We start from the raw sequence: 20,365 nt of genomic DNA on the forward strand, positions 1-20,365 counted from the left end.
CGGCATATTGAAACGGACGATCGAAGCAGACCTGCTGACGGATATCATGCTGATGATCTTCCGCATCAACGGACGACTATTGGACGGTGGCGACCGGCTCGGCGCACCACTCAAACTTACGAGCGCCCGCTGGCAGGTGCTCGGAGCGATCTCGCTGTCTTCCGGTCATGTCGCGGTGCCCGCCATCGCGGAGATGATGGGCATGACCCGTCAGGGAGCCCAAAAGCAGGTAAACAAGCTGGAGGAAGACGGCTTCGTCGAAAGGCGCCCCAACCCGCGCCATCAGCGCTCGCCCTTCTATGTGCTGACGCCCCAGGGCGCTGAGAGCTACGCGAGGATATCAGCGCTTCATACCGGCTGGGCCAATGCGCTGGCCCGCGGACTAGACGCACCGGAATTACAGGCGGCACTCGATCTTCTGAGCAGGTTCGACCAAAGGCTGGCGCTGGACGCCACGGAAAGCGAGGAACGGAAATGAAAACCTTCGTTCATGCCGGCGCGGGCACAATCGCCATGATCCTGATTGCGGGCTTTCTGACCGCAACACTGATTTCAGAGCTTCTATTGGATGCGACCGCAATTCTTGCCGTCAAGAAAGCAATTCTTGCCGGTCTCTGTCTGTTAATCCCGGCGCTCGCAATCACTGGCGGCAGCGGCTTTTCACTCGCCCGTGGCCGCCATTCGCCGGCTATCGACGGGAAGCGCTGGCGGATGAAGATCATTGTCGCAAACGGGCTGCTGGTCCTCTTGCCCCTGGCAATCCTGCTCTACCGTCGCGTGGATGAAGGCCTGCTTGACGGTGTTTTCTACGCCATGCAGACCCTTGAACTGCTGGCCGGCTCCACTCAGTTGACGCTACTTGCCCTCAATTTCCGCGACGGGCGGAAATTGAGCAGAGGAAAACGTCTCGCTGCGGCAAAGAGGTTGAACGCGATCTGAAACGGCAGGGCATCGATGCCCTGCCGAAATGCTTGGCCTCAAACGGCCTTGTGGTTGCCCTTAGGGAACTGGCTGGCGAGTTCGCGATACCACTTGCCACTCTTCTTGACCGTACGAACCTGCGTTCCATAATCGACATGAACGAGGCCGAAACGCATGCGATAGCCTTCCGCCCATTCGAAATTGTCCATCAGGCTCCAGGCAAAATAACCGCGCATCGGATATCCGTCCTTGATCAGGTCGGCGACGACATTGAGATGGTCACTGACATAGTCCAGGCGCATCACGTCATCGACCTCGCCATTGACGACATCGGTATTGTCGCAGGCGCCATTCTCGGTGATGTAGCATTCCGGAAGGTCGTAGCGGCGGTAGAGATCCTCGACGAGCAGCTTGAGGCCCGGCGAATAGACCTCCCAGCCGATATCGGTCTTCACGTCGCTGGCCGGAGGTGCTTCCACCGTCCAGGGGAAATCGCCCTTGCGGCTGGCATCATCGGCAACGCGCTCCGGCTTGTAATAGTTGAGGCCCCACCAATCGAGCTTCTGGCTGATGATCTTGAGATCGCCGTCCTCGATCACGGGCATACGATCGCCGAGCGCTTCGACGAATTCCTTGGGATACTCGCCCTTAAAGACCGGATCAAAGAAGGCGCCGTTGTGGAACTGGTGCGCGCGCTCGCCGGCAGCAAGATCGGCAGCGTTATCGGAGCCCGGAATGATCGAAGAAGCGTTGAGCACCAGACCAACAGGCACATTGGGCGCTTCCGAACGGATCGCTTCGACGCCAAGGCCGTGCGCCAGGTTCATGTAGTGCATGGCGTGAAGCGCGGCCTGCATGTCGCGCTCGCCCGGTGCATGAATGCCATAGAGGTGGCTGAGCCACACGATGCACCACGGCTCGTTGAAAGTGGCGACGCTGTCGAGACGGTCGCCAAGGCGGCTCATGACAGTCTTGGCATAGCGCTGATAGGCATAGGCCGTCGAACGTGCCGTCCAGCCGCCGTCGCCGGCAAGCAGCAGCGGCAGATCCCAGTGGTAGAGCGTCGCAAAGGTCTTGATACCGCGCGCCTTGCAGCCATCGACGAGCCGATCGTAGAAATCGAGGCCTTTCTCATTCACCGGACCCGTGCCGTCGGGGACGATGCGCGGCCAGGCGATCGAGAAACGATAGGCATCGACGCCCATATCCTTGATAAGATCGAGGTCCTGCTCCAGCCGGTTATAGTGGTCGCAGGCAACATCGCCGTTGTCACGGTTATGGACGCGGCCGGGCATGTTGCAGAAGGCATCCCAGATGGACGGCTTGCGGCCATCGGCCTTGCTGGCGCCTTCGATCTGGAAGGCAGCGGTGGCAACACCAAACGTGAAATCGCCAGGGAAGCGGGCGGCGAGCGCTTTCGGATCGATCATCTGTAAATCCCATCTCTCAGGTTGTGGACTGACCGTTTACGCGGGGTTTAGCCAAGCCTGACAGCAAAGTACAGGCCGGCAGAAGGAAAAACTGCAACGTTGCAGGAAGAATAACCAGACAGCGGCGAGCCTGCTACAGAACCCCGTACTGGAAGGTCATAACGCCAATGTCAGCAGTCGTGATTTGCTGTCGCGATGGCGATCCTTACACGGGAAAGGGCATCACAATATGAAAGGAACCGAATGCTTTCTTCGATCCATCTGCTGCAGCCGCATCTGCTGAGCCTGCTGCGCATCGTCTCGTCCCTCGTGCTTTTCAGCTACGGAACGCAGAAGATTCTGCATTTCCCGGCTGCAGCAAGCGTGCCGCCCGTCGGATCGCTGCCCTGGATTGCCGGCCTCCTCGAACTCACGCTCGGCTTTCTGGTACTCATCGGCTTCCAGACCCGCATCGCAGCTTTCGTGCTTTCGGGTCTGATGGCCTTTGCCTATTTCATCGGCCACGCATCGAAGAGCTTCTTTCCGGCACAGAACGGTGGTGTCGCCGCCATCCTGTTCTGCTTCGTTCTGCTTTATATCGTCGCTGCCGGCGCAGGCCCGTTCAGTGTCGATAACCTGCTGAAGCGCGGCCGTACTGAGGTTGCGGCCTGATTGCCACAAAACGTAAACGCCGGGGCGATATCGAACCGCCCCGGCGTTTTTGATCATACGGACCTGATCGGCACGTAAACTCAGACCTTGACCCAGGCGCCGTTGCGCTTGGATGAAGCCACGCAGGCTTCGACGAAGGCGACACCCTTCACACCGTCATCGACGGTCGGGTAGACCACGGCCTTGTCGACCGCCTTGCCCTTCTTGTGCGCGTTGATGGCATGTGCGGCTTCCGTGTAGATCGTCGCGAAAGCTTCGAGATAGCCTTCCGGATGGCCCGACGGGACGCGGGAAACGCGGGCAGCGGCCGCACCGGAGCCGGCGCCGTTGCGGGTGATCAGCCGCTTGGATTCGCCGAACGGCGTGTACCAGAGATAGTTCGGATCGGCCTGAACCCATTCGATACCACCCTTGGTGCCGTAAACGCGCACCTTGAGGCCATTCTCATGACCCGGCGCCACCTGGCTGCACCAGAGCATGCCCTTGGCCGGCTTTTCCGAACCCTTGGCCTTGAAGCGCAGCATCACATGGGCGTTGTCATCGAGACGGCGGCCCGGCACGAAGCTGTCGAGATCGGCAGCAAGGCTGTCGAGTTCGAGACCCGTGATGAAGGACGCCAGGTTATAGGCATGCGTGCCGATATCGCCGGTCGAGCCGCCGACGCCGGACTGCGCCGGGTCGGTGCGCCATGCAGCCTGCTTCTGGCCGGACTGCTCGATTGCTTCCGTCAGCCAGTCCTGCGGATATTCGGCCTGGACGATACGGATATCGCCGAGCTCGCCATTGGCAACCATTTCGCGCGCCTGACGAACCATCGGATAGCCCGTGTAATTATGCGTCAGGATGAAGAGCGCGCCGCTCTCGTCGGCAACCTTCTTCAGCTTCTTGGCATCGGCAAGGTTTGATGTCAGCGGCTTGTCGCAGATGACATGGATGCCGCGGCGCAGGAATTCCTTGGCAGCGTCATAATGCACGTGGTTCGGCGTCACGATCGAAACGGCTTCGATGCCGTTCTTCAGTTTCGCTTCGCGGATCGCCATTTCCCGGTAGCTGGAATAGGTGCGCGACGGATCGAGACCGAGATCGCGACCGGACTGGGCAGCCTTTTCCGGCGTCGACGAGAGCGCACCGGCGATCAGGTCATACTGATCGTCGATACGCGCCGCGATGCGGTGAACGGCGCCGATGAAGGCCCCTGCCCCACCGCCGACCATACCGAGCCGGATGCGCGGCTCGCGGGCCTGTTCGGATGATGCTTCGATTGCCATGATTTTCTCCTCGAAATCCTGATCCGCTTACGACAGACCCAGCATGCGCCGGTTGGCTGCCTGATCGGTGCCGCCGGCAGCGAAATCGTCGAAGGCCTTTTCGGTGACGCGGATGATGTGGGCCGCAACGAACTCAGCGCCTTCGCGGGCACCATCTTCCGGATGCTTCAGCGCACATTCCCATTCGACCACGGCCCAGCCGTCGAAATTATTGGCGGTCATCTTCGAGAAGACGGCGCCGAAATCGACCTGGCCATCACCCAGCGAACGGAAGCGGCCGGCACGTTCGACCCAGCCCTGATAACCGCCGTAAACGCCCTGACGTCCGGTCGGGTTGAACTCGGCATCCTTGACGTGGAACATCTTGATCCGGTCTTTGTAGATGTCGATGTTGTCGAGGTAATCGAGGCACTGCAGCACGTAGTGCGAGGGATCGTAGAGCATGTTGGCGCGCGGATGGTTGCCGACGCGCTCCAGGAACATCTCGTAGGTGATGCCGTCGTGCAGGTCTTCGCCCGGGTGGATTTCGTAGCAGACGTCAATGCCGTTTTCATCGGCGTGATCGAGAATCGGCTTCCAGCGGCGGGCAAGCTCGTCGAAAGCGGTCTCGACGAGACCGGCCGGGCGCTGCGGCCAGGGATAGATGAAAGGCCAGGCAAGCGCGCCCGAGAAAGTCGCATGCGCCTTGAGGCCGAGATGCTTGGAAGCGGTCAGCGCATACTTGACCTGCTGCACCGCCCATTCCTGACGCGCCTTCGGATTGCCACGCACTTCGGGTGCTGCAAAACCGTCGAAGGCTTCGTCATAGGCCGGGTGCACGGCAACGAGCTGGCCCTGGAGATGGGTGGAAAGTTCGGTAACCTCGACGCCGTTTTCACGCGCCTTGCCTGCGAATTCGTCGCAGTAATCCTTTGATGTCGCCGCCTTCTTGAGGTCGATGAGCTGGCTTGCCCAGGTCGGAACCTGCACGCCCTTGTAGCCGATATCGGCTGCCCATTTGGTGATCGCGTCCCATGAATTGAAAGGCGCGGTATCGCCAGCGAACTGTCCGAGGAACAGGCCTGGTCCCTTGATCGTCTTCATGTCAGTTTCCTCCCTGAATATCGATCGTAAACGTTTTCGAGAAATCTTAGCGCGCCGTTCGATAACGAAAAGGCGCCTCCCCGCCAATGCGAGAGATTTAAGCGGGTGGGCCGAAATCAACGCGGTCTGGACCTAATCACGCTCGCCGCGGATCGGCAAGAGGTACGTGCCGCATTTTGGCTTCAACTTGTCCCAAGGCATGAAAAATGCGCCCATCCTCTCGAATGGGCGCATGCGTGAAAGCCGATATCAGAACGGAGAATCCGGGAAGTAGAAGTTCTTGGCATTGTCCTTGGTGACGAGCGTTGCGTCGAGGATGTAGTTGCCGTGAACCGGAACCTGATCGTAGAGCGCAGCAGCCGTCAGTTCCATGGCCGTACCGACCATTGCCGGCGGATAGAGAACGTCGACCGGGATCAGCTTGTCGCCGTCCATGACCTTCTTGATCATGTCCTTGGAGCCGGCGCCGGCAACGACATACTGAATGTCGGTGCGCTTGGCCTGCTCGATGGCCTGCAGAACGCCGACAGCCATGTCGTCATCCTGGCACCAAACAACGTCGATCTTCGGATACTTGGTCAGATAGTCCTGCATGACCTTGAAGGCATCGTCGCGGTTCCAGTTGCCGTACTGGCGGTCGAGAACCTTGACCTTGGAGCCTGCAATGCCCTTGTCAAAGCCGTCCTGGCGCTGCTGGTCGATCGGGATCGGCAGGCCGCGGATGATGACGACCTCGGCTTCCGGGGTCTTTTCGGCAATGTACTTGCCGGCGACTTCGCCGAGCGCCGGGTTGTTGCCGGCAACGTAGAGGTCACGCACGGAATTGTCGTTGCTCGACGGTGCACGGTCGACGAGTGCAACGAACTTGCCCTTGCCCTTGACTTCCTTGATGGCGTTGACGAGCGGATCCGGATCCGACGGCAGGATGACGAGCGCATCGATGCCCTGTGTGTCGAGGTCCTGCACGGCATTTGCCTGCGTTGCGGCATCCGGCGAGGTCTTGACGATGACGTTCAGGCCCGGATGCTCTGCCATCAGCTTCTTGGCAATGCGCTCGGCGTGAAACACGACGCCCGACGTCCAGCCATGGTCGGCGGCCGGAATGGACACGCCGATCGTATAATTCTTGTCCTGGGCGTAGGCTGCGCCGGCAAAAGCCACCCCCGCAACAGCCAGACCCAACATGAGCTTGCGCATGCTATTTCCTCCCAAAAATATCAGGGACTTATTCAATCCGGGCCGGGTGCCCTGGATATCCCGGCCAATCCGAGAAGCAGGCCCGTCTTACGATTTGCGCACCAGCGACCGCTGCACCAGCATGGCGATGATGATGATCGCGCCCTGGATCGCACCGATGAGATATTCGCTGATGAAGTTCGAAAGCAGCATGATGTTGCCGACGAGCTCAAGAATGAAGGCGCCGCAGATCGTGCCCCAGACGCGGCCCGCACCGCCCTTCAGGGCCGTGCCGCCGACAACGACAGCCGTGATTGCCTGCAGCTCCCACAGAATGCCCGTCGTTGCCGAAGTCGAGCCGAGACGCGGCACATAGAGCAACACGGCGATCGCCACGCAGAGTCCCTGAATGACGAAGGCGATTGTGCGCACCCGGTTGACTGCGATGCCGGAGTAGCGAGCAACATCGCTGTTCGAACCGACTGCCACGACGTGACGGCCATAGCGCGTACGGTAGAGAATGAAAGCGGCAATGGCGGTAACGACCAGGATAACGACGATCGGAACCGGGACACCGAAGATACTGCCGAAATAGGCTGGCCGATAAAGCGTCTGAATATCAGCCGAACGCAATGTGATTGCTCCGCCCTGCGACAGCCACGTCGTCAGACCGCGATAGATGCCCATCGTACCGAGCGTGGCGATGAAGGGCTCGATCTTGCCGACAGTCGTGATGAGGCCGTTTGCGAGACCGCAAAGCGCACCGGCGACTATGGCGAAGACGACGGCAGCAGTCAGCATAAGCACCGGATCGGCAATGACGTCGGAATTGATGAGCAGGATCATCAGGCTCGCGACGAAGGCCACCATGGAGCCCACGGAAAGGTCGAGGTCGCCTGCCGAGATCACGAAGGTCGCACCGACAGCGATGATGGCGATGAAGGCACAACGCGTTGCAACGTTCGTAAGATTGGTGATGCCGATGAAATTCGGATTGACCAGTGCGCCCACGATGAGGAGCAAGGCCAGTGCGGCGAAGGGGGCAACCGCGCGCAGATCGACGTCACGCCAGGATCTGCGCCGGATCTCCCTGGTCTCCTCGTTAACACTCATGTCCAAAACCAACCTCCCGTCCCATGATTGCTGGGCATCTTGTTTGTCTCGCGCGCGGTCCGCTCGCGTCGCGCCTCGCCGGCATCAGGCAGCCGCTTGACGCTTCAGCCCCGCGGCGTAACGCATGATTTCCTGCTCGGAAATTTCATCGCCTTCGAGGATGCCGACGATCCGGCCTTCGCGCATCACGGCAACCCGCGTGCAAAGCCCGATGACCTCAGGCATTTCCGAGGACACGACGATGATCGACCGCCCGTCGCGGGCGAGCGCCGAAATGAAATGATAGATCTGCTGCTTGGTGCCGACATCGATGCCGCGCGTCGGCTCGTCGATGATGATGATCTGCGGCTCGGTCTCCATGACCTTGGCGAGAAGCAGCTTCTGCTGGTTGCCGCCCGACATGCGGCCGGCAATGATATTGCCGTCGCGTACGCGGATGTCGAAGCGCCGCTTGGCCTTGGCAAGCGCTGCCGCTTCGCTGTTCGGGCTCAGATAGCCATGGCTGACATGGCGTTCGAGCGATTGCAGCGTCAGGTTGGCGATCATGCCCGAGCCAAGCAGCAGCCCTTTGGACTTGCGGTCCTTGGTCATATAGGCAAGGCCGGCGCGATTGGCGGCACGCGCATCACCCGAAGACACGCTTTCGCCGTGGATGACGACCTCGCCGGAAAGGCGCGAACGCAGACCGGCGATCGCCTCCATCAGCTCGGTACGACCCGAACCGATAAGTCCGGAAAATCCGATCACCTCGCCCTTACGCACTTCGAAGCTCGCATCCTGCACGTAGCCGGTCGAAACCGAACTGACGCGAAGCACGACTTCCTCGTCGACATTGGGCTCGACCTTGGCCGGATAGAGGCTCGAAAGCTCGCGGCCGACCATGAGCTGCGCAATAGATTCACCATCCAGCATGGAGGTAGGAGCCGTCTTCACCCACTGGCCATCGCGAAGGACCGTGACCCTGTCGGTCAGCTCCATGACCTCGTCAAGCTTGTGGGAAACGAAGACGAAACTGGTGCCCTGATCGCGCAGCTTACGCACCTGCTTGAAGAGCATATTGATTTCCTCGCGCGACAAAACGGCGGTCGGCTCGTCCATGAAGACAACGCGGGCATCGCGGCTGATTGCCTTGGCAATCTCGACCATCTGCTTGTCGGCAATCGACAGCGAACTGATCATCGCGTTCTCGTCGACATGCGAACCGAGCACATCCAACACGCGACGCGTCTCCGAGCGCATGTATTTGCGGTCGAGCACCCCGAAATGCGTGACCTCGCGACCGAGGAACAGGCTTTCAGTGACCGTCAGATGTTCGGCCAGATTGAATTCCTGGTGAATGATGACAATGCCGAGCGCTTCGGCTGCGCCGTTCGGAGGCAGCACCACTGGCTCGCCGTCGAGCAGGATCTCGCCGGAAGTTGGCTGCTCGAAGCCGGAGAGAATCTTGACGAGAGTGGATTTTCCGGCGCCATTTTCGCCCATTAGCGCATGGATTTCACCGGCACGGAGATCGAAGTTGACACTGAAGAGAACCTGCACGCCGCTGAAAGACTTGCAAATGCGCCTGGCGGACAACACCACCGGTGCAGCCTCTGCGGTATCCACGGTCATGATTTCCTCCTGCGGCTCCCATCCGCTTATGTTGGCATATGTAAACCTTTACATCAGGCATGTAAAGGTTTACATCGTGGATTTACACAGATCTGTTGTGCGGTGACTTTGACCTGTCGACAAGTCTGTGTAGTGTGCGGCGAAGACAGCCCAAGGCAGACCACGTGTCGAATTCCACGCCCGCTACAATCGAAGACGTCGCCCGGATCGCCGAGGTTTCCATCGCGACGGTATCGCGGGCGATCCACATGCCCGAAAAGGTGGCCAATTCCACGCGCCTGAAGGTCAATCAGGCGATTGCCATCACCGGCTATACGACCAATGCCATGGCGCGCAGCCTGCGGCTCGGTCGTTCCAACATGATCCTGGTCGTGGCGCCCGATATCGGCGACCCCAACTTTTCCAACATCCTCATCGGCCTGGAAAACGAGGCACGGGCCCATGGCTACGGTGTCCTGATCGGCCATACGCAAAATGATGCGCAGCGCGGCCTGGAATATCTGAAATTTTTCAATTCGAACCAGGCGGCCGGCCTGATCCTCTTTACCGGCATATTGCCGTTCGGCCATCAGATGGTTACGGCGCAGCTACCGCCGAGCGTCGGCGTCTTCGAACCCGTCTTCAATGGTGGCATCCCCTATGTCGGCGTCGACGACATTGAGGGCGCAAGGAAAGCCGTCGACCTGCTTCTGGCGGAAGGTCACCGCAAGATCGCCTTCATCGGCGACTCCCGCACCCGCCTTGCCTACAGCCGCCGCCGGCAGGGCTATGACGCGGGCCTGGATGCTGCCGGCGTGCCGAAAGACACGCGTATCGTGCTGGAAGGCGATGGCACGATCGAAAGCGGCCGCCATGCTGTGGAGCAGCTTTTCATGCGCGACACGCTGCCGACCGCCTTCATGTGCGTCAACGACCAGACAGCGATCGGCGTCATGATCGGCTTGAACGCCCGCGGCTACAATATCCCGCAGGATTTTTCGGTCACCGGCTTCGACGACGTGCCTCAAGCCGTCTTCATGAGCCCGTCGCTGACCACCATCCGCCAGCCGCGCACGGCAATCGGCAAACAGGCCATGGCACTGCTCCTGGAACTGCTGGGTGACGGCCGTCCCGCCGAGAAAGAGATCTTGCTGCGGCCGGATCTCGTGGTGCGCAATTCCGTCTCCGCACCGCCACGCAACTGGCAGAAGCGCTAGCCTCGAAGCTTGAAGCCATCGATCTGTCATTGCCCGAACGCCACGCCGTTCTAAGTTGACAACGGACCCTTTCGTTAGGCGAGGCAAACGAGATGACGCAAGATCAACTGGCCGACAGATACCAAGGCTATATTGCCTGCCTGAATGGCCAGGATTGGGCCAATCTCGGAAATTTCGTCCACGAGGACGTTCGTTACAATAGCACGCGCATCGGCTTGTCCGGCTATCGTGAGATGCTCGAAGGTGACTTTCGCGCCATCCCGGATCTCTTCTTCGATATCCAGCTGCTGATCTGCGAGCCGCCGCGCGTGGCAAGCCGCTTGCAATTCGACTGCACGCCGAAGGGAGAGCTTTTTGGCCTACCAGTCAACGGCAGGAAGGTGCAGTTCGCCGAAAATGTCTTCTACGAGTTTCTGGATGGAAAGATCGAAAACGTCTGGTCCGTCATAGACAAGGCCGCCATCGAAGCCCAACTTTGAAGCTGTCGGGTTTCGCGGGTTATGCGACCCGCTGGAACGTGCTGAACTGGAATCTCTGCACACTGTCCCAGGGTGTCGAATGATCATGGCGGCGGCTATCGATCAGTTTAAATCCGGCACCCAGCAAACTTGCGAGGCTCTCGGCACTGTGTCGCGCAACCGGCAGGCCGCTGCACTTTTCCGGTCCATCAAGGGCGAAAGTTCCCATGATCAAATGCCCGCCGATTTTCAGCGCGCGTTTCAACCGCTCGATATAAGCCGCTTGCTCGACCGCGTCGGTTAGGAAATGAAAGGCCGCACGGTCATGCCAGATGTCATAGGCCTCCGGTGGCTCCCAATGGGTAGCGTCACCAGCAATCCAGGTCACCCGGTTGCCCGTGGCGCCAAGCCGCTTTTGCGCCTTGTCGAGCGCAGCCGCCGAGAGATCGAGTACGGTCACATGGCCCAACCCTTCGGCAAGAAGGCTGTCGACGAGCCTTGAAGCTCCGCCGCCCACGTCAACGATGGCATCTGATTGCTTTGCCTGAACGAGATGGATCAGGTCTAGAGAGGGTGCTGGGCTTTCCTGAAACCAGCTGACATCGGCCTCGCCCTTGGTCGAATAGACGTTTTCCCAATGCAGCCTACGATCGTCAGACATGAAGCGCTCCAACCATTTTCGGCATCGCCGCTGATGCATGCCAGATTTCTATGGGACCGACCAGCACAATGAGCCGTATTCACCTTCGCAAACGAAAGAGCCGGGAAGCTTTCGCTCCCCGGCTCCTCAAAAAGTCCAACCACTAATCAGACGTAGCGGTTGACGATGTTTTCGAGCAATTCCTGCTTGCCGGACTTCGGCTGCGGGTTGACGTCCTTGCCTTCGACCCACTGTGTAATCTCTTCCAGCGAATATTCGCCGCGGAAGAGCTTCTGGCCTTCAGCCGAATTCCATCCGGCATAGCGGTCTGCGAGCGGCTGCGACAGAGCCTTGTCTTCGAGCATCTTGGCAGCAGCCTTCAGGCCGCGGGCGCAGCAATCCATGCCGCCGATATGGCCGATCAGCAGGTCTGCCGGATCAAGCGACTGACGGCGCAGCTTCGAATCGAAGTTGGTACCGCCCGTCTTGAAGCCGCCGCCCGCCAGAACGTAGTAATAGGCCAGAGCCATTTCCGGAACGTTGTTCGGGAACTGGTCGGTATCCCAGCCGGACTGATAGTCGTTGCGGTTCATGTCGATCGAGCCGAAGATGCCGAGCGCATTTGCGAGCGCCAGCTCATGCTCGAAGGAATGGCCGGCGAGGATCGCATGGCCCTGCTCGATGTTGAGCTTCACTTCGTTTTCGAGGCCGTGCTTCTTGAGGAAGCCGTAGACCGTCGCGACGTCATAGTCGTACTGGTGCTTGGTCGGCTCTTGCGGCTTCGGCTCGATCAGGATCGTGCCCTTGTAGCCGATCTTGTGCTTGTACTCGACGACGAGGTTGAGGAAGCGACCGAGTTGGTCGAGCTCGCGGCCGATATCGGTGTTGAGGAGGGTTTCATAGCCTTCGCGGCCGCCCCACAGAACGTAGTTTTCGCCGCCGAGCTTCTGCGTGGCGTCGATGCAGGTCTTCACCGTCGCAGCGGCGAAAGCAAAGACATCCGGATCCGGATTGGTTGCTGCACCCGACATGTAGCGACGGTTCGAGAAGAGGTTCGCCGTGCCCCAGAGCAGCTTGGTGCCAGTGGCGGCCTGCTTTTCGGCGAAGTAGTCGACGATCTCGTTCAGCTTCTTGGTGTTTTCGGCAAAGTTCTTGCCTTCCGGGCGCACGTCGGCGTCGTGGAAGCAGTAGTAGGGCGCGCCGAGCAGCGAGAAGAATTCGAAAGCGACGTCAGCCTTGAGCTTGGCAGCCTTCATCGTGTCTTCGAACCAGGGACGCAGGAAGGTCTGACCGCCGAAGGGGTCGCCGCCCGGCCAGGTGAAGGTGTGCCAATAGGCAACCGCGAAGCGCAGATGGTCTTCCATGCGCTTGCCGAGAACGATTTCGTCCGGCTGGTAGTAGCGGAAGGCCAGCGGATTGGTGCTGTCTGGGCCTTCGTACTTCACTTTCTGGATGTCGCCGAAAAATCCGGTGCTCATTTGGGTTCTCCTTGGGTTCACTTCTTATGGATGGATCAATGGACCAGCGACTTGATCGCCGGGTAGGTCGCGCGATAGCGCTTGTAGGCATCCTCATAGGCGCCGCTGAGTGCGGCGACCGGTTCGATTGTACCGGCCGTAACCGGCGGGGTGCAGACGGCAACCGGATCGGCGCCTGTTGCAGCAATGAGGCCAAGGCGGGCAGCACCAAAGGCGGCACCGAAATCGCCATCCGCCGGCAGGTCGACGGGAACGCCGAGCGCAGTGGCGATAGAGGCCAGCCAGTAGCGCGAACGCGAACCGCCGCCGATCGCCGTGACGCGGGAAATATCCGTGCCCGCAGACCGCAGCGCTTCGAGATTGTCGCGGATCGCGAAGGACACGCCTTCCAGCACTGCCTGCGTCAGCACCACACGGCTGCTTTCATGTCCGAGGCCGATAAAGGCGCCGCGGATGACTGCATCATTGTGCGGCGTGCGCTCGCCCGAGAGATAGGGCAGGAAAGTCACGCCGGTCGGCGCCTTCAGGCTTTCGCCAAGTTCGCTGGTGAGATCGGCGGCCGATTTTCCGGTAACCGACGAATGCCAGTTCAGCGCATCGGTGGCCGACAGGATGACGCCCATCTGGTGCCAGGTGTTCGGCAGAGCATGGCAGAAGGCATGGACGGCGCTTTCCGGCTTCGGCAGGTAGGCGGCATTGGCGGCAAACAGAACACCCGATGTGCCGAGCGAAACGAAGGCAGCGCCATCGCTGACCGTGCCCATGCCGCAGGCCGAAGCCGCATTGTCGCCAGCACCGCCGGCAACGACGACATCGCCTGATATGCCCCAGGCCGAAGCGAGCGCGGCGCGCAGCTTGCCGCCCTGCTCCGTGCCTTCGACAAGTGTCGGCATCTGTTTTTCATCGAGATTGGTGGCAGCCAGAAGCTCGGACGACCAGGCGCGCTTGCCGGTATCGAGCCAGGACGTACCGGCCGAGTCAGACATTTCCGAAATATGCTCGCCTGTCAGCCAGAGGCGCAGATAGTCCTTCGGCAGCAGAACTTTTGCGACCCTGGCGAAGATCTCGGGTTCGTTCTTGGCAACCCAGGCAAGCTTCGGCGCGGTAAATCCGGGAAATACGATATTGCCGGTCAGCTTGCGGAAGCGCGGATCGGCGTCGAGCGCGGCAGCCTCGATATAGGAGCGCGTATCGTTCCACAGAATGCAGGGACGCAGCACCTTGTCGGAAGCGTCGAGCAGCGTTGCACCGTGCATCTGGCCGGATAGGCCGATGCCCTTGACCGCGGCAAGCTCCTTCGGATGCTTGGCCTTGAGGCCGGCGACGGCCTCTTCCGTGGCGCGTACCCAATGGGCAGGTTCCTGTTCGGACCAGCCGGAATGCGGGCGCGAGACGTCGAGCGAACCATTGGCCGAGCCGATGATCTTCTGATCGCCGTCGATCAGCATCGCCTTGACGCCCGAAGTTCCGAGATCGAGACCCAGATACATGTGGTGTTTCTCCCTTTGCCGTTACGGCAGATTGTCTTTCAGGAATATGTCGAGGCGAATGCGCTCCTGCGCATCGATGACGGCAAGCCCGTCCGCCTTTGCCTTGAGAACACGGATCGCGCTGCGCACCTCATGGCCGGCATCCTGGTTGAGGATTGCGTCGATAGTGCCATCGAGAACGGCAGCGCGAGTATGTGCCGTCAATTCATGGGCAATGACCGTCAATGCCCTGTCGGCAGCCTTTTCCTTCAGTGCGCGGATCAGGCCGCGATTACCGGCACCGAGGCTGTAAATGCCGATGATGCCGTCGTTCTTCCCAAGTGCATCCGCAATCAGCATATGGGCAACTTCAGGGTCATCCCGGCCTTCGAGCACCGGCAACAGATGCAGCGCCGGAAACTCCTGCGCCATGACGGACGCAAAGCCCTCCAGGCGCTCACGATGGTCGCGCACCAACATGGAACCCGCCAATACGGCGATCTCGCCTTTAGCGCCGCCAAGGAAACGGCCGAGCAGGCGGGCGGCGGTGCGCCCTGCTGCGATATTGTCGACGCCGGCATAATGATGACGCAGCGATCCCGTCAGATCGGAAACCAGTGTGACGACGGGAATTCCGTCATGGACCAACCGATCCACAATCGCCTTCACCTCAGGCGCGTCGGTGGCCACCAGCGCGATCCCCGAGGGCTTTTCGGCCGCGACTGTTTCAAGCTCGCGCACGAGTGCCTGCGGGTCGAAGGCGGGCACCTCGACGATCCGAATGTCCGTACGCTCGGCGGCCGAGCGCGCAATCGCCGCGCGGATTTCGGCATTCAAGCCATGCATGAAGGAATTGTCACTGGCGGGCAAAATGAAGGTCAGCGGATAGACGCGGCCCTTGGCGAGATTTGCAGCTGCCACGTCGCGCACATAGCCGAGATCGCGGATCGCGGTTTCCACCTTCTCCCGCGTCACATGGCGCACACCCGGCCTCTGGTTCAGAACCCGGTCCACAGTCGCAAGACTAACGCCCGCCGCAGCGGCGATATCATGAACGGTTGGCCTCATCACTCCTCCTGGAGGAGACCATTAGCGCCAAATTTGATGTACGTAAATCAAAAAATGATTGCGTGGCGAAACACCTGCTCATGGATCGGGAAAACCCGGGCGCAGAAAAACAAAAAGGCCCTCCGAAGAGGGCCTTTCTTGCAATGACGGCCGGAGGTCAGTGGCCGCCACCGCCTCCCCCGCCGCCTTGCGGCGCGGGTTTCTTGATCATGACGACGCCAAGGATCATCGCCAGGAAAAGCACTGTCAGCATCAGGAAGATATCGCTGAAGGAAAGGATCATTGCCTGCTTGGTCGCAAGGCCGACCATCTGCTTGACCGCGACATTAGCGCCATCCAGGCCCCAATTGTTGAAATTGGCGGTCATATTGTTCATCTGGTCGATTGCAGCCGTATTGCCCCAATGAACGTTCTCGCGCAGCCGCTCGTAATGCACATCCTGCCGGGTGGTGAGCACGGTGTTGATGACAGCAAGGCCAACGGCGCCGCCAAGGTTACGCGTCAGGTTGAAGAGACCCGAGGCGCCTCGGATACGCTGCGGCGACAGGGTGCCGAGCGCGATATTGTTGATCGGCACCATGCACATCATCAGGCCGAAGCCGCGCAGGATCTGCGGGATGAACAGCTCGTAGAAGTCCCAGTCCTGCGTCAGATGCGTCATGATATAGGTACCTGCCGCAAAGCTGACGAAACCGATCGCCATCATGAAACGCAGGTCGAGCTTGGTCGACAACCGGCCGGCGATCGGCGCGGTGAAGAACATTGCGAGGCCCGACACGAACATCGTCTCGCCGATCATCTGTGAATCGTAACCACGGATGCGGCCGAGATACACAGGATAGATATAGGTAAGACCATAGAGGCCGATGCCCATGACGAAGGAGAAAACCGAGCCAAAGGAGAAGTTTCGGTTCGAGAAGGCCGTCAAATCGACCACCGGGAACTCCACCGTAAAGGCCCGATAGAAGAAGACGATGCCGGCAACAACCGATGCGACGGCTCCCATGACGATATAGCTATCGTTGAACCAGTCGTTCGAATTGCCTTCTTCCAGCACATATTCCAGTGCGCCAAGGAAAACACCCATAGACAGCAGGCCGTACCAGTCGAACTTCTTGAAGAGCGACAGTTCCGGTTTGTCGAAATCGATGAAATTCCAGGTGACGATCGTGACGATGATACCTGGCACGATATTGACCAGAAACAGCCAGTGCCAGGAGAAGGCATGGCTGAGGTAACCGCCGACAGTCGGGCCTATGGTCGGCGCCAGCGTGGCGATGAGGCCAATGATCGGCGAAACGATCGCACGCTTCGACGGCGGGAAGATTGTGAAGGCGGCCGCGAAGACCGAGGGGATCATGCCGCCGCCGATGAAGCCCTGAATGACACGGTAGACGATCATCTGGTCGATGTTCGTCGCCGTTGCGGCCAGGGCGCTCGCCATCGTGAAACCGGCAGCCGAGATTGCGAAGAGATACCGTGTCGAGATGATACGCGCCAGCGTGCCCGACAGCGGGATCATGATGACTTCGGCGATCAGATAGGCCGTTTGCACCCAGCCGATTTCGTCCGAACCGGCAGATAGGCCTGCCTGGATTTCGGCGAGCGAAGCCGACACGATCTGAATGTCGAGGATCGACATGAACATGCCGAGCACCATCGCGAAGAAAGCGATGAGCCTTTTGGGATCCATGCGATCGGCGGCATGCGCAGGTGCTGCCGGGATCGAACCCGCCGTTGCTGTCGCGCTCCCTGCCATGGGACTACCTCCGCCCTAGGGCTTACTTCACCGGTGCCGTACGGGTGTCGACGTCGACGACAACGCTGAGACCGGCGCGCAGGCGACCGCTGTCAAGCGCATCCTGCGGCAGGGCGATGCGAACCGGCACCCGCTGGATGATCTTGGTGAAGTTACCTGTCGCATTTTCCGGCGGCAGCATCGAGAAGACCGATCCAGAGGCCGGCGCGATCGATTCGACAGTGCCGACGACAGGATAGTCGCTGTAGGCATCGACATGGACGTTGACCTTCGAACCCGGAACCAGATGCTGGATCTGCGTTTCCTTGAAGTTGGCGTCGATATAGAGCTGGTGCGTCGGCACCAGCGCCATCAGCCGCTGACCGGGCGAAACGAGATCGCCTTCCTGAACCGAACGGTTGCCGACCACGCCGTCATAAGGTGCTTTCAGAATGGTGAAGGAGAGATCGCGTGCGGCCTTGTCGCGCTGGATTTCCATCGTGCGGACAGAGCCTTCGGCTTCCTTGCGCTGAGCCTCGAGGATCGTGATGTTGGCCTGCGCGAAAACGATGTTGGCATCGCCGCCGGCAAGATTTGCCTTCGCCTGATCGAGAGCCGTATTGGCATCATCGAGATCTGCGGTGGTGCCGACCGACTTCGCCTGCAGGTCGCTCTGGCGCTTCTGCTTGATCTCCGCGCCGCGCACTGTGGCTTCGAGGGCAGTCTTCTGGGCCTGGGCCTGCACAAGGCTCGCCTTGGCGCCTTCGATCTGCGCATCGATGCGGCTGAGCGACAATTGCTCGGTTTCGATCTGCGCGTTCGCCTGATCGAGGGCGTTCTGGTAGTCACCGTTATCAAGGGTAGCGAGAACCTCGCCTGCCTTGACTTCCTGGTTGGCGACAACATTCACCTTCGCGACATAGCCGGTGACCTTCGGCGAGATCGTCGCAATGTCACCCTCGATATAAGCGTCGTCGGTCGACACAAGGAAGCGGCCGTTGGTCCACCAGTCGTAGCCGTACCAGCCGGCGCCGCCCAGAAGAGCGAGCACGACGACGGGCAGCACGAAACTGCGGCGCTTCTTTGGAGCAGCCGGTGCGACAGCAGGCGCAGACTGCGCGGGAGCCGTCTGCGGTGCCTCGGCCTTCGGGGCTTCGGCAGGAGCTGCAGCTTCCGCTTTCACCTCTTCGGCGCCGGCATTTTCGCTGACGATGCGCGCGACATTGCTTTTCTGGTTTGTCGACATATACAGGCTACCGATCTGGAGTAAAATAATCGAACTGAACGGTTCGGTTCAGTTGACATAAAGGGTTTTTGACTTCATATCAAGATGCATAGAACCAATCGGTTCGATTTCTTTAAAAGAAAACACGAATTCGCGAAGACGGTTAAGGAGACATGACACTGAAGCCCGAGGATACCGCCGTATTGAGCCCACCCAATCAGGGAGGCCGCTTTGCTGCGGGCGAGGATCCGGCCAAGCGCCAGCAGATCCTCGATGGTGCCAGGCGCGTGTTCCTGAAACTGGGCTTCGATGCGGCCAGCATGAATGATGTGACCCGCGAGGCCGGCGTTTCCAAGGGAACGCTCTATGTCTACTTTGCCAACAAGGAAGAGCTCTTCCACGCCATGGTCGAGACCGAGCGCGCCGCCTTCGTCGCGGCCGTGCGCACGGTCCTTGCTGAGCACGACGACGTCGAGGCGGGGCTGTACGAATTCGGGATAACTTTCGTTACCCACATGACCGAAGACAAGGTCATCGACGCCATGCGTACCGTGCTCGGTGTGCGTGAGCGAATGCCCCTTCTCTGTCAGCGCTTCTTCAAGGGGCCGCAGAACCTGCGCACCATCATGCACGACTTCCTGGAGCGGCATGTGCAAGCCGGCACCCTGAAGATCGACGATATCGATCTCGCCGCCGGTCAGTTCCTCGACCTCGCAAGCGGCAGTTTCTTCAAGTTGCGCCTCTTCGGCAATATGGAAGGCCCGCCGCCGCGCAACGAGATCGAACGCGTCATTCGCGGCGCAATTCATGTCTTCATGGCCGCCTACGGCGTGCGCAAGCGCGAGAACATCTGATCCCATCCTGACCCTGATTGGTTTTCTGCCGGATTTGCGCAATAGCGATCAAATCCGGCCGCACCATTTCCTTTAGGAATGAAGCGGCAACCAGGGGAGAAGAGATGAGCGCTATCGGACGAGCGATATGGTTCATCGAGAGCCATTTCGAAACCGAAATAAACCTCGACGAGATCGCAGAGGCAGCCGGATTATCGCGCTACCATCTGTCCCGCGTCTTCGGATTCGTGACGGGCCATTCGATCAGCACCTATATCCGCGCACGGCGTCTCAGCGTTGCCGCGCTATCGCTCATCTCGGGCTCATCGAGCATTCTCGAGGTTGCCCTCGGCGCGGGCTACGGCTCGCACGAGGCTTTCACCCGTGCCTTCCGCGACCAGTTCGGCATGACGCCCGAGGCGGTGCGCCGACAGGGGCACGTTCGCAATCTCGCATTGATGGAGCCCATCAGGATGAAAACCGCAACTCTCAACGATCTTGAACCGCCGCGTTTCGAAACCCTTCAGCCGATGCTTTTCGCCGGCCTCCAGGAAACCTATGCCTATGGCGGGAATGCCGCGATCCCCTCGCTCTGGCAAAAGTTCAACCAGCATTTCGGCCATATTCCCAACCAGAAGGGCAATGTCGCCTACGGGATCTGTATCCATATCGACGGCGAGGCCGAGAAATTCCGCTATATGGCGGCGACCGAGGTCTCCGATGCCGATGATCTGCCGGAAGGCTTTGCAACACTGAAGCTGCCGGCCCAGCGCTACGCCGTCTTCTCCCACCGCGGTCATGTTTCCGGCATACCGGCCACGATGGACCTGATCTTCGGTAACTGGTGGCCGACGTCAGGCCTCGAACATGGCAGCATGCCCGACATGTTCGAACGCTACGATGAGCGTTTCGATCCCTATACGGGAATGGGGCTGACGGAAATCTGGTTGCCGATCAAGGAATAAAAGCCCGACCGTTTTCGTATATCCCCTTGCGGTGCTTGCGCG

At 59.8% G+C, this 20,365-nt stretch carries 19 protein-coding genes; 7 read left to right on the top strand and 12 right to left on the bottom strand.

Annotation, left to right across the window (positions count from 1 at the left end):
• The first annotated feature begins 7 nt into the window (after positions 1 to 7).
• Positions 8 to 478 (top strand): MarR family transcriptional regulator, encoded by a 471-nt coding sequence (locus FHT93_RS29520; protein WP_183850790.1) that lies wholly within the window; start codon positions 8 to 10, stop codon positions 476 to 478.
• Positions 475 to 939 (top strand): hypothetical protein, encoded by a 465-nt coding sequence (locus tag FHT93_RS29525; RefSeq protein ID WP_113015465.1) that lies wholly within the window; start codon positions 475 to 477, stop codon positions 937 to 939. Before FHT93_RS29520 ends, FHT93_RS29525 begins: the two co-directional genes overlap by 4 nt.
• A gap of 38 nt (positions 940 to 977) precedes the next feature.
• Here FHT93_RS29525 and FHT93_RS29530 read toward each other — a convergent pair whose 3' ends face one another.
• A complete protein-coding gene (locus FHT93_RS29530) occupies positions 978 to 2,351 on the bottom strand; it encodes a GH1 family beta-glucosidase (RefSeq protein WP_113015464.1) in 1,374 nt (457 codons plus the stop codon).
• Between the two features lie 243 nt (positions 2,352 to 2,594).
• Between FHT93_RS29530 and FHT93_RS29535 the strand changes: the two genes are divergently transcribed.
• Entirely contained in the window at positions 2,595 to 3,002 is a 408-nt protein-coding gene (locus FHT93_RS29535) for a DoxX family protein (RefSeq protein ID WP_112544289.1), read from the top strand.
• Positions 3,003 to 3,082: 80 nt separating this feature from the next.
• Here the strand turns inward: FHT93_RS29535 and FHT93_RS29540 are convergent, their stop codons facing one another.
• From FHT93_RS29540 to FHT93_RS29560, 5 genes are all read right to left on the bottom strand, one after another.
• Positions 3,083 to 4,270, bottom strand: a complete 1,188-nt coding sequence (locus tag FHT93_RS29540) for a Gfo/Idh/MocA family oxidoreductase (protein WP_112544291.1) — start codon at positions 4,268 to 4,270, stop codon at positions 3,083 to 3,085.
• 27 nt (positions 4,271 to 4,297) lie between these two features.
• Positions 4,298 to 5,353: a sugar phosphate isomerase/epimerase gene (locus FHT93_RS29545; protein WP_007817498.1), complete on the bottom strand. Its 1,056-nt coding sequence runs from the start codon at positions 5,351 to 5,353 to the stop codon at positions 4,298 to 4,300.
• A gap of 249 nt (positions 5,354 to 5,602) precedes the next feature.
• On the bottom strand, positions 5,603 to 6,550 hold the full coding sequence (locus tag FHT93_RS29550) for a substrate-binding domain-containing protein (RefSeq protein ID WP_112544295.1): 948 nt from the start codon (positions 6,548 to 6,550) through the stop codon (positions 5,603 to 5,605).
• 87 nt (positions 6,551 to 6,637) lie between these two features.
• Positions 6,638 to 7,642 carry an ABC transporter permease gene (locus FHT93_RS29555; RefSeq protein ID WP_183850791.1) on the bottom strand — a complete coding sequence of 335 codons (1,005 nt, stop codon included), beginning with the start codon at positions 7,640 to 7,642 and terminating at the stop codon, positions 6,638 to 6,640.
• A gap of 84 nt (positions 7,643 to 7,726) precedes the next feature.
• Positions 7,727 to 9,253 (bottom strand): sugar ABC transporter ATP-binding protein, encoded by a 1,527-nt coding sequence (locus FHT93_RS29560; protein ID WP_112544298.1) that lies wholly within the window; start codon positions 9,251 to 9,253, stop codon positions 7,727 to 7,729.
• A gap of 164 nt (positions 9,254 to 9,417) precedes the next feature.
• Between FHT93_RS29560 and FHT93_RS29565 the strand changes: the two genes are divergently transcribed.
• Positions 9,418 to 10,449, top strand: a complete 1,032-nt coding sequence (locus tag FHT93_RS29565; RefSeq protein WP_112544300.1) for a LacI family DNA-binding transcriptional regulator — start codon at positions 9,418 to 9,420, stop codon at positions 10,447 to 10,449.
• A 92-nt stretch (positions 10,450 to 10,541) separates the two neighbouring features.
• Positions 10,542 to 10,928, top strand: a complete 387-nt coding sequence (locus tag FHT93_RS29570; protein ID WP_183850793.1) for an ester cyclase — start codon at positions 10,542 to 10,544, stop codon at positions 10,926 to 10,928.
• 19 nt (positions 10,929 to 10,947) lie between these two features.
• Here the strand turns inward: FHT93_RS29570 and FHT93_RS29575 are convergent, their stop codons facing one another.
• The 6 genes from FHT93_RS29575 to FHT93_RS29600 form a co-directional block, all read right to left on the bottom strand.
• Entirely contained in the window at positions 10,948 to 11,568 is a 621-nt protein-coding gene (locus FHT93_RS29575; RefSeq protein WP_183850795.1) for a class I SAM-dependent methyltransferase, read from the bottom strand.
• Positions 11,569 to 11,714: 146 nt separating this feature from the next.
• On the bottom strand, positions 11,715 to 13,025 hold the full coding sequence (gene xylA / locus FHT93_RS29580; protein WP_183850796.1) for a xylose isomerase: 1,311 nt from the start codon (positions 13,023 to 13,025) through the stop codon (positions 11,715 to 11,717).
• A gap of 35 nt (positions 13,026 to 13,060) precedes the next feature.
• Complete coding sequence (gene xylB / locus FHT93_RS29585; RefSeq protein ID WP_112968733.1) at positions 13,061 to 14,515, bottom strand: xylulokinase; 1,455 nt, start codon at positions 14,513 to 14,515, stop codon at positions 13,061 to 13,063.
• Between the two features lie 21 nt (positions 14,516 to 14,536).
• Positions 14,537 to 15,562, bottom strand: a complete 1,026-nt coding sequence (locus FHT93_RS29590; protein ID WP_112968732.1) for a LacI family DNA-binding transcriptional regulator — start codon at positions 15,560 to 15,562, stop codon at positions 14,537 to 14,539.
• Positions 15,563 to 15,719: 157 nt separating this feature from the next.
• The gene (locus FHT93_RS29595) at positions 15,720 to 17,321 is read right to left on the bottom strand and encodes a DHA2 family efflux MFS transporter permease subunit (RefSeq protein ID WP_113117226.1); all 1,602 of its coding nucleotides are present in this window, start codon (positions 17,319 to 17,321) and stop codon (positions 15,720 to 15,722) included.
• Positions 17,322 to 17,343: 22 nt separating this feature from the next.
• A complete protein-coding gene (locus FHT93_RS29600; RefSeq protein WP_112544314.1) occupies positions 17,344 to 18,546 on the bottom strand; it encodes an HlyD family secretion protein in 1,203 nt (400 codons plus the stop codon).
• Between the two features lie 152 nt (positions 18,547 to 18,698).
• On the opposite strand from FHT93_RS29600, the gene FHT93_RS29605 reads away from it, so the two are divergent.
• Both FHT93_RS29605 and FHT93_RS29610 read left to right on the top strand, forming a co-directional pair.
• On the top strand, positions 18,699 to 19,379 hold the full coding sequence (locus FHT93_RS29605) for a TetR/AcrR family transcriptional regulator (protein WP_113015458.1): 681 nt from the start codon (positions 18,699 to 18,701) through the stop codon (positions 19,377 to 19,379).
• Positions 19,380 to 19,483: 104 nt separating this feature from the next.
• Complete coding sequence (locus FHT93_RS29610; protein WP_183850798.1) at positions 19,484 to 20,323, top strand: AraC family transcriptional regulator; 840 nt, start codon at positions 19,484 to 19,486, stop codon at positions 20,321 to 20,323.
• Positions 20,324 to 20,365 lie beyond the last annotated feature (42 nt).

It is taken from the genome of Rhizobium sp. BK379, assembly GCF_014193955.1.
In the GTDB taxonomy this organism is placed as follows: Bacteria; Pseudomonadota; Alphaproteobacteria; order Rhizobiales; family Rhizobiaceae; genus Rhizobium.